We start from the raw sequence: 13578 nt of genomic DNA, 5'->3' as shown, positions 1-13578 counted from the left end.
TCCACCATTCGTTGCCGCCGATGCCGTGCCCGTCGGAGTAAGCGCCGGTGCCGATCGTCGAGTGGCCGGGTGCGGTCTCGGTGTTGGCATAGCCGTAGTAGCAGTCCGTGAAGTCAGCTCCGTGATCGAGGAAAAGACGGAAGCCGCGGCCTTTGAAGTCATCGCGATAGCGCTCGAGATAGTCGGCGCGGAACTGGTCGAGAACGAGGAGAACGACCAGTTTGGGATGCCCGTTGTAGGCGCTGGGGACTTCCACATGCGCATCCGCGGTTTTGGCCGTGGCGCCGGTGCTGGCCATGGCTGCGGGGATGGGAGCGAGGGCGAGCGTAGCAGAGGCGAACACGGCGAGAAGACGCTTCATCGGAGGCATACCAGACCAGTATCGCAAGGATGGATGACGGGCGTCTAAGCTGGACGCCCGATAGGAGGGGCCAATCAGCCCCAGTTTTCCACGCGCAAAGATAAAGGGATGCGTTTATAGCGGGCGGCGTTGTTGGTCACCAGGGTGGCATCGAGCGCCAGGGCGTGGGCGGCGATCATCATGTCGAACTCGCCGATTGGCTCACCGGCTGCGGTCAGGGCATAGCAGATGTCGGCATAGCGGTCGGCGCAGGCATCGTCCCAGGGCAGCACGCGCATGGCCTTCAGGAAAAAGCGGACTTCGCCGTGCAACGGATGCGAGGGCGGCAGCGACTTGAGTTCGTACATCAGCTCGGCCCGGACCACGGACGAGACCGAGACATGAGCGATAGGGATCGATTGGAATCGCGTTTCGAGGCGCTGATTTTTCGCCCGGATGAGGGCGCTGACGATATTGGTGTCCAGCAGATAAAGGGGGTTCACTGCCTGTTTTCATCCTCCCTGTTTGCATCTTCGAAGAGGGCGCGCGGTGCGGGAATGCTGTTCATCGGGCGCTTCTTCATGAAGTTATTGGGGACATCGGCGGCGCGAAAGCGGGCAAAGATCTCGTCCCAGATCTCGCTTCCCGGGTGAAGAGAGAGGGTGATATTGCCGGTCGCCTCGTCTCGCGTGGCGTAGATTTCCTTTGCGGGGAAGTGAAACCCGGGAGGGAGGCGAACGGACTGGAATTCGCCGTTCTTCAGGATGCGGACTTTCCGGATCTGTGTCATAGCAGGCCACTTCGGGCCTGATCGGCAGGACCCAAATATGGACGCCAGTATATATGGGCCACCAAAGTTACTTGAATTTCGCGGGAAAAGGTCTACGCTTAAATGAGCCGGTCCACAGGTGGTGTCTGTGAACGGGGTTTGTGTCAGGCTATGAGTGGAATTCGTGCCAGATAGCGGCCACGACTCTCACTACAGCCCATAAAGCCTTTGCCCAGGCTGTTACCTGAGTAGGGGCTCGGTTCGGAGACGATGTTCGCGACATCGTTCACCTCCGTAGTTGAGCAAGGCCCGGTGCTGCTAACACCGGGCTTTGCTGTTTATGGACCGGCATTCCGGCCCAGGAATGGAATAGCAGCCCTCCCGGCGCGATCCAATGGAAAAGCGGGTCGCACACATTACCGATGGGTCAGGTAATCTGGAGCGTATGCTCGATCTGTCCTTTGTGCGCTCCAACCTGGAGTTGGTAGAGAAGAAACTGCGTGAGCGGGGCCAGGATCCCGAAGCGCTGCTGGGGGATTTCCGCGCCCTCGATCAGAACCGCCGTGAGCGGATCACCGAGTCCGAACAGCTGCAGGCTCAGCGCAATCGCCTCAGCCAGCAGGTCGGTCAGCTGAAGAAGGCCGGGCAGGATGCCTCGGCGGTGATGGAAGAGACGAAGGCTCTCAAGGAGCGCATGGACTCGCTCGCCGCCTCCGCCGCACAGGCCGAGGACGAGCTGCGTGGCATCCTGATGCGCATCCCTAACCTTCCGGCCGACGACGTGCCGGTGGGCAAGAGCGAGCACGACAATCTCGAGATCAAGAAGTGGGGTACGCCGCGCGAGTTCGACTTTGCGCCGAAGCCGCACTGGGAACTCGGCGAAGAGCTGGGCGTTCTTGATCTGGAGCGTGGGGCCAAGCTCTCCGGTGCCCGTTTTGCCGTTTACTGGGGGCAGGGAGCCCGCCTTGAGCGTGCGCTGGCCAGCTTCATGCTCGACATTCACACCCGCGAGCACGGCTATACCGAGGTGCTGCCGCCCTTTATGGTCAACAGCAAAAGCCTTTACGGTACCGGCCAGCTGCCGAAGTTTACCGAGGACCTCTTCCGTTGCGCGGATGAAGAGGGCTATGAGGCCGGGGTGTATCGCGAGAACGACCACTGGCTGATTCCGACAGCCGAGGTTCCACTGACCAATCTTTTCCGCGAAGACACGCTCGAGGATGCGCAGCTGCCCTTGTCCCTGACGGCATATACGCCGTGTTTCCGCTCTGAGGCGGGCTCCTACGGCAAGGACGTGCGCGGCATCATTCGCCAGCACCAGTTCCAGAAGGTCGAGATGGTGAAGTTCTCTCGGCCCGAAGAGAGCATGGAAGAGCTCGAAAAGCTCACCCGCAATGCTGAGACCATTCTCGAGCGGCTGGGCCTGCCTTACCGGCGCGTGCTGCTTTGTACCGGCGATATGGGCTTCGGCTCGGTGAAGACCTACGATCTAGAAGTGTGGCTGCCCGGGCAGCAGGCGTACCGCGAGATCTCTTCCTGCTCGAACTGCGGGGATTTCCAGGCGCGTCGCGCCAGCATCCGCTACCGCGCCAAGGGCCAGAACAAGGCGCAGTTTCTGCATACGCTGAATGGCAGCGGTCTGGCTGTGGGCCGCACCTGGCTGGCGATTCTTGAGAACTACCAGCAGGCCGATGGATCGGTGGTCGTGCCTGAGGCGCTGGTACCCTATATGGGGGGAGAGACGGTGATCCGGCCGCATGTTCTCGCCCCGGCCGCTGCGGCTGCCTCAAGTGGCGCCGTGGCCAGCAAGGAGAAGTAAGAGATGGGCAAGTTATTGCGGAGCTACCTATTCTGGACCTACGAGCGGGGTAGCTTCCACTACGACGTGATGGTCACGCTGATCCTGGCCTTCATTTTCGTGACACCGCATTTCTACAACTTCGGAGATCATCCGCAGCAGGAAAAGCTGGTGAAGGGAAGCGTGCTGGTGAAGCCGGCAGGCGGAGGCAATTACGTCTTCGATATTCCGGCGACCTCGGTACACGCCTCGGGCGGTCCGCTCGATGCGCAGCTGGCCGAGCAGATCGAGTCGGTCTCGGGGTCAGTGACCCTGGACCGTTATCAGGCCATTACCGAGCCGCATGGCCGGGTGACCGAGTATCGGGTCTGGGCGCATCGGTAAAGCAGCTTCTAGTTCTTAGCTCCTAGCCTCTAGCAGAGGCGTAAGTTGGCTTGGCACTTTGGGCCGCTGTCAGGTCTATGTAGGAGCGGGAAGAGCGAAAAGCCAGTAGCTGGAAACTGCTTTTCTGCATCCAACCGGCCGAGGCAGGTTTTGTACGAACAGGTTTGATTCTTCTATGATAATGCGATCGAAATGGCTGGGCGCCGCGGTTTCGCTGGGCGCCATTCTTATGGCGGGCGCGCCGGGCGCCGCCTTCGCGCAGAATGCGGATCTCGAAAAGGTGCTGAGCCAGATGGATGCCGCGGCCGCGAAGTTCCAGAGCGCGCAGGCCGACCTCTCGGCCGACCAGTACACGGCGGTGGTGGACAGCCACGATGCGCAGAAGGGCACCATCGCCTTCCGCCGCTCCGGCAAGGCCACGGAAATGGTAATGCACATCAAGACGGACAACGGCCAGCCGTCGCAGAAGGATGTGCTCTACAAGGGCAACGAGATCGACCTCTATCAGCCGTCGCTCAAGCAGGAGACCATCCTCGCTGCTTCGGCGGAATACGAGAAGTATCTCTCGCTGGGATTCGGCGGCAGCGGTAAGGATCTGGCTGCGGACTGGAGCATCAAGTATCTTGGCACCGAAACCATTGACGGCGTGGAGACGGCCAAGCTGGATCTGACGCCGAAGGCGGGGGCGAATCAAAACTTCTCCCACATCACGATCTGGGTCGATGGCAAGCGCGGTGTTTCGCTGCGGCAGCAGGTCTTTCAGGAAGGTGGCGATTACCGTCTCGCCAACTATTCGAATATCAAGCTGAATACCGTGCCGGAGAGCGCCTTCAATCTGCAGATTCCTGCGGATACTCAGAAGGTTCGTCACTAGACGCAACTAAAGTCATCCTGGGCGCGAGCGCAATCGCGGCCAGGATGAAGAGCATTGGGAAGCACTCGAGCGTATAGCGGTCCTCGGGTGCTTCGATCGTGGCCAGCAGGGCCGAGCGCAGCAGGAAAAACGCCAGCATCGCTCCTGAAAGCCGTGGCCAGCGGCGGAATCCCCACAGCGCAAGCAGGATGTAAAGCAGGTTGAGCCCGGCGTAGGCCGCGGCGAACTCTGTTTCCGCATGGTGCCGGGAATACTCCCACCAGCGCAACTCAATCCACAGCATTTCCGTACGCGGACGCAGCCACATGTCGGCGACGCGCGCCAGCGGCAACCCCACGCCGTACTTCAGCGGATGCGCTTTGAGGCGCTCCGTGGCGAGAGCCGCAAAGCGTGCGTCTAATGCCGGCGTGACGGTCGTGGTCTGGTTGTAGTCGGCGAGGAGTGCCCTTGTCTCGGCGTACTGCGCAGGTGTATCGAAGGCGCGGCTGGGCAGCGTATTCAGTTCGATGCGGTCGCTGTCTGCGTTCCAGTAGACCTCCCAGGTGCAGGTCAGGTCCACGCAGACGGTCTTCGTCCAGCGGTTGAAGCCGGGCAGCGTGTCTTCGCCGGGATCGGTCGCGTAGCGCGGAGCCAGCGGCTGGATGACGTGGAAGGTGCGCCAGTTGCGGATGGCCCACGGAGCAAAAGGCAGCGTAGAGAGTATGGCCGCGACGACGGCATAGCGCAGCATCGTGCCGATGCCCCAGCGCTTGCGCCCGTACCAGAGCATGGCCGGGCATAGGGAAACGGCGATCAGTGCGCCGTCGGGACGCAGCAATGCGGCATAGCTCCAGGCGAGCGCCTGCAACAGCGTCCACGACCATGAGGGGCGTTCCAGAAAGCGCACCAGCGCGTAGATGGCGACGGTGATGGAGAAGAGTTCGAGCGTTTCGGTGAGCGGCGCGGCGGCGTAGTTCGCGGTGAAGGGGCAGAGCGCGGAGATCCACAGTGCCCACCATCCTGCTTTCTCGTTCCACAGGCGGCGCGCGATGGCAGCGACCAGCAGGCAAGTGCCAAGGTCGATGCCTGTCTGCACATACATGACTGCGTGGTAATGCTCCATGCCGAAGAGCCGGAAGCAGAGCATGAGGAAGAGCGGGTAGCCGGGCAGGCGGATGAGCGTGGGCCGCAGGTCTCCGCTTGTCGTGGTGCCGTAGACGCCGTGCAGCATCCAGTTCTTTGCGATGGAGCCGTAGACGAGCGGGTCACCCTGCACATCGGGATACGCATGGATGAACCACAGGCGCAGGGCCGCTCCGCCGGCAAGAGCGAGGAGGGCGTAAAGGCAGGCGACAGGGGATAGGGTGTAGGGGGGAGTGGGTTTCTCGGCTTGTCCGCTCTGTGCCTTTTGCATGGGTCTCTTCATCTGGATGCTGTTTTGGAGCAGATGTTTCCGCGTGGCTTCTGTCTACCCTATCCCCTACACCCTATACCCTCGCTTTTCCGTACCGCTTCAACGATGCATCCGATATCTGTAGAGTAGGTAAAGGTCGTACGCGACCCACCATGAAACAGGTTTTTTACGATCCCCAGTTGAAGCGTTGGCGGCGGCTCCGGCGAGTTCTGGATGTTACCGGCGTAGTGTCGACCATTGTGCTTGTGCTCTTCTTCATCAGTGTGGTGAAGCAGCAGCGCTTGCCTGATCTGTTGCTGCCCACGCAGAAGCGCAATTACAAGGCGCTGAAGCAGCAGCGCGTCGGCGACCAGCTGCGCAAGAACAGCGCGCGGCCCACGCGACGGAAGACAGAGAAGCCCGCCTCAGAGATTCCTCTGAATGGCGATGAGGGACTGCGCGCGGCGTTCTATGTCAATGACGACGCCAGCTACTCGTCCCTGAAGGCGCATTTCCGGCAGATCGATATTCTGTTTCCCGACTGGCTGCACCTGACGAAGGACAATGGCGACCTGATGGCCGCCACGCCGCTCTTCCCGGTCTCGATCTACAACGTGGTGGATAAGAACGGTGTGGTGCACGGCGTCGATCCAGAAGACAAGGTGCGCCGTCTGTTGACTGTGACGAAAGACGATATGGAAGTCTTTCCCATGCTCAACGACTACAACCCGATTACCGGCGACTGGGATGGGGAACTGGTAGGACGTATTCTCGAAAACCCTCAGGCGCGCGAGAACCTGCACGTCCAGATCGACAAGTTCCTGTTTGCGAATCCCGGTTATCACGGCATCTGCCTCGATCTCGAGCAGCTTCCCGACGAAGACCGGAAGCTCTTCGCACAGTGGATCGCCGAGCTTTACCAGGATCTGCATGCCAAGAACCTGCGCCTGTATGTGGACGCGCAGATCGGTATTCCGGATGCGGTGTTGAAGGTGATGGGCGCCAACACCGATGGCGTCATCCTGATGAACTATGACCAGCATGAAGATCAGAGCGATCCCGGCCCGGTCGCCTCGCAGGACTGGTTCGAAGGCAATCTTCGTCACGCGCTCAAGCTGATTCCGAAGAACAAGCTGATCTCTGGTCTGGGCAACTACGGCTACGACTGGGAAGTTTCGCTCACGGACAAGGACAAGACAACAGGCCTGCCCAAGGTGATCGATACCGACGACCTCACGGTGCAGGAGGCCTGGCAGCGTGCGTCGGACGCCGACGCGGATGTACACCTCGAAGGCGACGAACTGAACCCGCATTTCGTCTACGACGATGAAGATGCGCACACGCGCCACCAGGTCTGGTTCCTCGACTCGGTGACGGCGCTGAACGAAATGCGCGCCTCACGGCAGATGGGCATCAAGACCTACGCGTTGTGGCGTCTGGGTGAGGAAGACGGATCGATGTGGTCGATCTGGGATCACCCAATGGTGAAGAACGCGCCGCAGCAAATCGAAAAGGTGCCACCGGGTAATGACGTGGACGTGGAAGGCGAAGGCGACATCCTGCGCATCGTGGCACGGCCCGAGAGCGGCTCGCGTACGGTCAGCATGGATGCGGACAACTTCACCGTCACCGATGAGGACATGACCAAGCTGCCGCGTTCCTATGTGACCGAGCAGTATGGCTATAAGCCGAAGTATGTTGCACTGAGCTTCGATGACGGCCCCGATCCGGTATGGACGCCGAAGATTCTCGACGTATTGAAGAAGTACAACGTGAAGGCCACCTTCATGGTGATCGGCGAGCAGGCCGAGGACAATCCCGGGCTGCTGAAGCGCTACATCCGCGAAGGCCACGAGATCGGCAACCACACCTTCACGCATCCGGACATCAGCGAAATCTCCGACTTCCAGCTGCACTCCGAGCTGAACCTGACCGAGCGTCTCTTTGCGGCGGAGCTTGGCCTGCAGCCGCTCTATTTCCGTCCGCCTTATTCGATCGATCAGGAGCCGCAGACCAACGATCAGGCTGCGCCGGCGGACAAGATCCAGTCGATGGGCTACACGATCATCGGCAACAAGATCGATACGGACGACTGGAATGAGCATCCGCGCAAGTCGCCGCAGGAGATCACCAACAACGTCCTCACGATGCTGGACGACATGAAGACGGCATCGTGGAAGAAGGGCAGCATCATCCTGATGCACGACGGCGGCGGTGACCGCTCGTCGACGCTGGCGGCGCTGCCGCTGCTCATCACCACGCTGCGCGCGCACGGCTACACCTTTGTGAACGTCTCTGACCTGATGGGCAAGACGACCGCCGAAGTGATGCCGCCGATCTCTCCGAAGATGAAGTGGCAGGCCCGCGTCGATTGGGTGGCCTTCCTCGTCTTCGGTTTCTTTCGGCATTTCGTCGTCGATATCTTTTTCATCGGCGACGTGCTGATGAGCGCGCGCCTGATCCTTGTGGGTGTCTTCGCGATCATCGATCGTCTGCGCCGCCGCAAGGTTCCGCCGGGTGAGTTCGCGCCGCTGGTGGCTGTGCTCATCCCTGCATACAACGAAGAGACGGTGATCGCGCGCACCATCGCGTCGGTGCTGAATTCGGATTACAAGAACATCCGCGTGATGGTCATCGATGACGGCTCGACCGACACGACCTTCACCGTTGCGCAGAATGCGTATCCGGATGAGATTGCTTCGGGCAGACTGACGGTCATCACCAAGCCGAACGCAGGCAAGGCCGAGGCTTTGAATTATGGCCTCGAGCAGACGGACGAGGAATTCTATGTCGGTATCGACGCGGATACAGTGATCGCGCCTGATGCAATCTCGAAGCTTGTATGCCATTTCGCGGATGCGAAAGTGGGCGCGGTCGCGGGCAATGCGAAGGTCGGCAATCGCGTGAACCTTTGGACGCGCTGGCAGGCGCTCGAATACATCACCAGTCAGAACTTCGAACGCCGTGCGCTCGATCTCTTCAACATCGTGACGGTGGTGCCGGGCGCTATCGGCGCATGGCGCACCGAAGCGGTGAAGAAGGGCGGCAAGTATCCCATCAACACGGTCGCGGAAGATGCCGACCTGACGATGAACCTGCTCCAGCAGGGCTATAAGGTGATCTACGAGGATCGTTCGCTGGCATTCACGGAAGCTCCTGTGAATATGAAGGGGCTCATGCGCCAGCGCTTCCGGTGGTCGTTTGGCACATTGCAGGCAGTCTTCAAGCACAAGCATGCCTTCCGCACGAATCCGGCTATGGGCCTGTTCGCGCTGCCAAACATTGTCATTTTTCAGATCCTTCTGCCGCTGGTGTCGCCGTTCATCGACCTGATGTTCGTGGCTGGAGTGATCCACTACTTCACGGACAAGCACTTCCATCCTGAGGCGGCGAGCGCAGCGAGCTTCGAGAAGTTGCTCACGTACTTCCTCGCTTTCCTGATGATCGACTTCTTGACCTCGGCTGTGGCCTTCTCACTCGAGCGGCGGCATCCGGCGAACAAGGGCGACGGATGGCTGCTCTTCCACATCTGGCTGCAGCGCTTCACCTATCGCCAGGTCTTCTCGGTGGTGCTCTTCAAGACCATCAAGCGTGCCATCGATGGACGTCCATTCAACTGGGACAAGATCGAGCGTACGGCGAAGATGTCGAAGCGGACAGACGCGCTGATGCAGGGCTAAGCTTCTGGCCTCGCCGGTGCTGAAGCCGGTGGGGCCAGTCTCGTATTCGCCGGCGGCGGCTGTGGTGGAATTCTCACCCTGGGCTGGGAGTTTCTCATCGCCTCGATGAGAAACCACAAGCCGAGCAGCGCGGCGACGACGCCGACGAGGTAGAGCAGCGAGCTTTTCCAGGTAAACGGAGGCAGCTGCATACGCTCACTCTGATGCGTCCGCACGCTCTTCATGCGTGGCTCCCCATGCGAAAAATAACGGCCACTTCAAACTGCATTCATGCTGTGAAGAAGTACGGTGCTTCACGAGGAAACACGTGTCCGCGAGCGTATGACACGAATGTTGTACATACGAACAAATGTTGTAGATGCGTGCCTTGAGATGTCCGGTACTGCATGCTAACGTTTTCCTAGCCCCAACCATAGACAAGCATTGGATTCGTTCCTTAGGGCTTCCATTCCGGCAACCAGCCGTCCCCTCTCAGGGCTGAGTGTGCCGATTTTTTCCTCGTTGTTGCGAACTTCGGTTCTTAAGGAAAACACATGCTTATTTTTGTTGGGCGCGCCCTCGCCGCGGCTTCGTGCCTCCTTGCGGCCTCTTTTGCCTCTGCCCAGGTTTCTCAACCGGTCCTCACCGCCATGAATGCGAATCCGGAGGTTTACTCCTCCAGCCGCACCGGTCTGGACTTTGCCATGGCCTCGCCTGCCGCTTCGGCAGCGATCACCCGTTCCACGCCGGCACCTGCCGCCACGCTGACAGCAGGGCCGCTTGCCCGGCTTGGCGTCGGCAGCTATGTGAGCCCGCTCGGTATCGGAGCCGGCGTCGCATATGAGATCACCCGCTCCTTCAACGTCCGGGTGGGCACAAACTTCTTCAGCTATGACTTCACCGGCACGGACACGGGAACGCAGTATGACGCGCATCTGCACCTGCGCTCTTACCAGGCGACCGCGGACTGGTTTCCGTTCCGCGGCAAGAGCTTCCACATCAGTGGGGGCCTGCTGTTCGACAACCAGAATCACGCTACCGGAACCGGCGGAGTCGGGGCTGGACAGTCGTTTACGCTGAACGACACGACCTACTACGGCAGCTATTCCGATCCGGTGGTGGGCAGCGGTGCGGTCACCTTCAATAAAACCGCGCCGATGGTCACATTCGGATGGGGCAACTGGGTCTCACGGCGCGAGCGCCGGCACATCACATTTCCGTTTGAAGCGGGTTTTGCCTATACGGGCACGGGCAAGGTCGATCTCAACCTGACGGGCTCGGTCTGCGAGGATGCGCAGGGCAAGAACTGCAGCACGATCGCCAACGATCCTTCCGTGCAGGCCAATATCCAGGGACAGATTCAGAAGCTCGACAAGGATCTGGAGATCATCCGCTTCTACCCGATCATCTCTTCCGGCGTGGCTCTGCGTTTCTAACCGATTCATTCGAAAGATCGATCTGCAATAGAACGCATCGGATTCCGTGAGGCCGGGCGGAGCGCTTTTCCTGGCGTTCCCGCCCGGCCTTTTCCGTCTTCGGAGGATTGCAGTCCCGGAGCGACGATCGACTTGCTTCTCGGCTACACTAACCCGTTATGGCTATCGTCGATTCACCTACCGTTATCCACCTCCGTGCCCCCCAGGGCGTGTTCAAAAACGAACCTTTCGTCGACTTCTCGAAGCATGAGAATGCGCATGCCATGCGCGAGGCTCTTACCCAGGTGGGCGACCAGCTGGGGCATGAATATGAGCTGGTGATCGGCGGTGAGCGCCTGAAGACCAAGGACAAGATCGAGTCGCACAACCCGGCGAAACCTTCGCAGGTGGTGGGTGTGCATCAGAAGGCCGGCTCCGAGCATGTGGAGCTGGCGATGCAGGCTGCGCTCAAGGCCTTCGAGACGTGGAAGAAGACGACAGTCGAGGAGCGCGCCTCGCTGCTGCTGAACGCAGCTGCTATCATCCGTGACCGGAAGTTCGAGTTCTGCGCATGGCTGACCTACGAGATTGGCAAGAACTGGGCCGAGGCGGATGCCGACGTGGCCGAGACCATCGATTTCCTTGATTTCTACGCACGTGAGGCCCTGCGGCTCGCCCAGTCGACGACGCCGATTCCGTATCCGGGGGAAAAGAACGAGCTCAAGTACATTCCTTTGGGTGTCGGTGCGGTGATTCCGCCGTGGAACTTCCCCTTTGCGATCATGGCGGGCATGACGGCGGCCGCGATCGTGACCGGCAATACCGTGATCCTGAAGCCCTCGAGCGACACGCCGACTATCGCCGCCCGTTTTGTGGACGTGCTGGAAGAGGCCGGCATCCCCGGCGGCGTGGTGAATTTCTGCCCTGGCTCGGGCGCGACCTTCGGCAACGCCATCGTCGAGCATCCCAAGACGCGGTTTATCGCCTTCACCGGCTCGAAGGAAGTGGGGCTCGACATTCACGAAAAGGCTGCGAAGACGCAGAAAGGCCAGATCTGGATCAAGCGCACGATCCTCGAGATGGGCGGGAAAGACTCGATCATCGTGAGCGACGACGCGGATATTGATGCGGCCGTGGACGGTGTCGTGGCTTCGGCCTTCGGTTTCAGCGGCCAGAAGTGTTCGGCCTGCTCGCGCGCCATCATCGAAGAGCCGCTGTATGACGTTTTCGTCGAAAAGGTTCGAGATCGTGTGGCGAAGCTGACGGTCGGTGACCCGGCAAAGAATCTGAATCTGGGGCCGGTGGCGAACGCCGCGGCACTGAAGTCGATCCAGAATTACATCGAGATCGGCAAGAGCGAGGGACGGCTGATCTCGGGCGGCAACGCCGTTAAAACCGAGGATGGTGGCTATTTCCTCGAGCCGACGGTAATCGCGGACGTGGATCCGGGCGCCCGTATTTCGCAGGAAGAGATCTTTGGACCAGTGCTGGCGCTGATCCGTGCCAAGGATTATGACGAAGCTTTGGCGATCGCCAACAACACGGAATTCGGTCTGACGGGTGCGGTCTACTCGGCAGACGCGGAGAAGCTGAACCGGGCCCGAGCCGAGTACCATGTCGGCAATCTGTACTTCAACCGGAAGTGCACGGGCGCCATGGTGGGCGCGCATCCGTTTGGCGGCTTCAATATGTCGGGAACGGATTCCAAGGCGGGTGGGCCGGACTACCTGCTGCTGTTCACACAGGCGAAGTCGATCGCCGAACGCCTGAGCTAGAAACAAACCGGCTCGTATTTCAGCGGCGGAGCTGCTCCGGTCCCGGAATTATTCGGGGATCGTCGAGCACTCTGCCGCTCCGTTTTGGGATGAACGGCGGCTGGGCGCTCTGATAACTATTTAGCAAATATATCGTATCTTCGCTAGTTATATGCGATGTTAGGAATCTAATTAACATTGGTTTGGATGGGGAATCCTGCGGTGTCCGGGGCTTCTGGCATTGGTAAGCCGGGATGGGGGAGTCCCGGTGCCTGCCTGCTGGGAGGACCGATCCCTGTCAGTTCGCCTGCATGATCACATCTCCTGCCGCGGCCGCTGCTTCGGCTAATATGCGGTGATGGATCGTAAAGAGCGCTAGTTCCAGCCGGTCTGAGACGCCGGTCTTGTCGTAGATGCTGCGCAGATAATTTTTGATCACCTGCTCTGTTGTCGTGAGGCGCATGGCGATTTCTTTGTTCTTGCAACCCTGCACGATGAGAGCCACGATTTTCATCTCTTTCGGCGTGAGACGATCGCGGACCCTCGCGCCGACGAGGTCGTCTTCGTGGGGTAGCAGACCTGGGACGGTGCCCTGAATCCCTTGCTCACCACGGTTCACGCGCCGGACACATTCGATGAGCGCGGGGCCGCTCACACAGCGATGAAGAGCGCCATGCGCGCCTGCGGCGATGAAGGGAGGGGTGGTCTCGGTATTCTCTACAATTGCGATGGCTCGGCTGCCGTGGGCTCGAACGCGCTCCAGGAAGAGCGGCAGGTTAAGTTTGAGTGTGCTGGCAAACAGGAACACTGCGCCACGAAATGTCTCCACAGTCTGGTGAAGTCTCTCCGCGTCACCGCATTGAGCGATGATGCGAAAGTCGTCTTCCATCGCGAGAATCTTGGCAGTTCCTGCACGGAAAATTGCCTGGTTGTCGGCAAGTATCACTTTGTTCATTGGGAGTTCATCCATGTCATTGTGGATCCGATCTGCGCGCAGGGCGCAGAACTCTCCTCGATCGACGCCGGCAAGAGCTTCGGCTCTAGCTGGTTATCGACCATCCTTGTGCGTAGGTCTGTGATGTCTCTGTGCCGGACACCTGGGTACCCTTACTTACTCCCGGATTTCTCTGGAGTGGATACGCATAGGAAATAAGTTAATCATTGTTAGTAAGTGGAGGTTACCCGACCTCGGCTAGGTAATCATCAGGAAAGT

Annotated in this window: 11 protein-coding genes; 6 read left to right on the top strand and 5 right to left on the bottom strand. The window is 59.8% G+C overall.

What is annotated here, in order from left to right:
- From QM649_RS02830 to QM649_RS02820, 3 genes are all read right to left on the bottom strand, one after another.
- A partial coding sequence (locus QM649_RS02830) for an alkaline phosphatase family protein (RefSeq protein ID WP_415197488.1) occupies window positions 1-361 on the bottom strand: 361 nt, incomplete at its 3' end.
- A gap of 74 nt (window positions 362-435) precedes the next feature.
- Complete coding sequence (locus QM649_RS02825; protein WP_415197487.1) at window positions 436-843, bottom strand: PIN domain-containing protein; 408 nt, start codon at window positions 841-843, stop codon at window positions 436-438.
- Window positions 840-1130, bottom strand: coding sequence for an antitoxin (locus QM649_RS02820; RefSeq protein WP_415197486.1), 291 nt, complete (start codon window positions 1128-1130; stop codon window positions 840-842). Before QM649_RS02820 ends, QM649_RS02825 begins: the two co-directional genes overlap by 4 nt.
- Before the next feature lie 424 nt (window positions 1131-1554).
- On the opposite strand from QM649_RS02820, the gene serS reads away from it, so the two are divergent.
- The 3 genes from serS (at window position 1555) to QM649_RS02805 (ending at window position 4165) form a co-directional block, all read left to right on the top strand.
- Entirely contained in the window at window positions 1555-2928 is a 1374-nt protein-coding gene (gene serS, locus QM649_RS02815) for a serine--tRNA ligase (protein ID WP_415197485.1), read from the top strand.
- 3 nt (window positions 2929-2931) lie between these two features.
- The gene (locus QM649_RS02810; protein ID WP_415197484.1) at window positions 2932-3291 is read left to right on the top strand and encodes a hypothetical protein; all 360 of its coding nucleotides are present in this window, start codon (window positions 2932-2934) and stop codon (window positions 3289-3291) included.
- Between the two features lie 175 nt (window positions 3292-3466).
- Window positions 3467-4165 (top strand): LolA family protein, encoded by a 699-nt coding sequence (locus QM649_RS02805; protein ID WP_415197483.1) that lies wholly within the window; start codon window positions 3467-3469, stop codon window positions 4163-4165.
- On the opposite strand, the gene QM649_RS02800 is transcribed toward QM649_RS02805, so the two are convergent.
- The gene (locus QM649_RS02800; protein ID WP_415197482.1) at window positions 4122-5558 is read right to left on the bottom strand and encodes an ArnT family glycosyltransferase; all 1437 of its coding nucleotides are present in this window, start codon (window positions 5556-5558) and stop codon (window positions 4122-4124) included. The two genes, QM649_RS02805 and QM649_RS02800, sit on opposite strands and share 44 nt — an antisense overlap.
- A gap of 152 nt (window positions 5559-5710) precedes the next feature.
- On the opposite strand from QM649_RS02800, the gene QM649_RS02795 reads away from it, so the two are divergent.
- From QM649_RS02795 to pruA, 3 genes are all read left to right on the top strand, one after another.
- Window positions 5711-9217 carry a glycosyltransferase gene (locus QM649_RS02795; protein ID WP_415197481.1) on the top strand — a complete coding sequence of 1169 codons (3507 nt, stop codon included), beginning with the start codon at window positions 5711-5713 and terminating at the stop codon, window positions 9215-9217.
- Window positions 9218-9750: 533 nt separating this feature from the next.
- Window positions 9751-10632 carry a hypothetical protein gene (locus QM649_RS02790; RefSeq protein ID WP_415197480.1) on the top strand — a complete coding sequence of 294 codons (882 nt, stop codon included), beginning with the start codon at window positions 9751-9753 and terminating at the stop codon, window positions 10630-10632.
- Between the two features lie 158 nt (window positions 10633-10790).
- Window positions 10791-12386 (top strand): L-glutamate gamma-semialdehyde dehydrogenase, encoded by a 1596-nt coding sequence (pruA, locus tag QM649_RS02785; RefSeq protein WP_415197479.1) that lies wholly within the window; start codon window positions 10791-10793, stop codon window positions 12384-12386.
- Window positions 12387-12663: 277 nt separating this feature from the next.
- Here the strand turns inward: pruA and QM649_RS02780 are convergent, their stop codons facing one another.
- Window positions 12664-13320, bottom strand: coding sequence for a response regulator transcription factor (locus tag QM649_RS02780; protein ID WP_415197478.1), 657 nt, complete (start codon window positions 13318-13320; stop codon window positions 12664-12666).
- Window positions 13321-13578: the final 258 nt, after the last annotated feature.

This window comes from Silvibacterium sp. (assembly GCF_047605705.1).
Lineage (GTDB): Bacteria > Acidobacteriota > Terriglobia > Terriglobales > Acidobacteriaceae > Silvibacterium.
The sequence above is the reverse complement of the archived record's forward strand: the minus strand, read 5'-3'. Positions and strand labels throughout refer to the sequence as shown.

Coding starts and splice junctions, on each gene's coding strand:
- QM649_RS02820 (WP_415197486.1), bottom strand. CDS start 1,130: ATGACACAGATCCGGAAAGTCCGCATCCTGAAGAACGGCGAATTCCAG.
- serS (WP_415197485.1), top strand. CDS start 1,555: ATGCTCGATCTGTCCTTTGTGCGCTCCAACCTGGAGTTGGTAGAGAAG.
- QM649_RS02810 (WP_415197484.1), top strand. CDS start 2,932: ATGGGCAAGTTATTGCGGAGCTACCTATTCTGGACCTACGAGCGGGGT.
- QM649_RS02805 (WP_415197483.1), top strand. CDS start 3,467: ATGATAATGCGATCGAAATGGCTGGGCGCCGCGGTTTCGCTGGGCGCC.
- QM649_RS02800 (WP_415197482.1), bottom strand. CDS start 5,558: ATGCAAAAGGCACAGAGCGGACAAGCCGAGAAACCCACTCCCCCCTAC.
- QM649_RS02795 (WP_415197481.1), top strand. CDS start 5,711: ATGAAACAGGTTTTTTACGATCCCCAGTTGAAGCGTTGGCGGCGGCTC.
- QM649_RS02790 (WP_415197480.1), top strand. CDS start 9,751: ATGCTTATTTTTGTTGGGCGCGCCCTCGCCGCGGCTTCGTGCCTCCTT.
- pruA (WP_415197479.1), top strand. CDS start 10,791: ATGGCTATCGTCGATTCACCTACCGTTATCCACCTCCGTGCCCCCCAG.
- QM649_RS02780 (WP_415197478.1), bottom strand. CDS start 13,320: ATGAACAAAGTGATACTTGCCGACAACCAGGCAATTTTCCGTGCAGGA.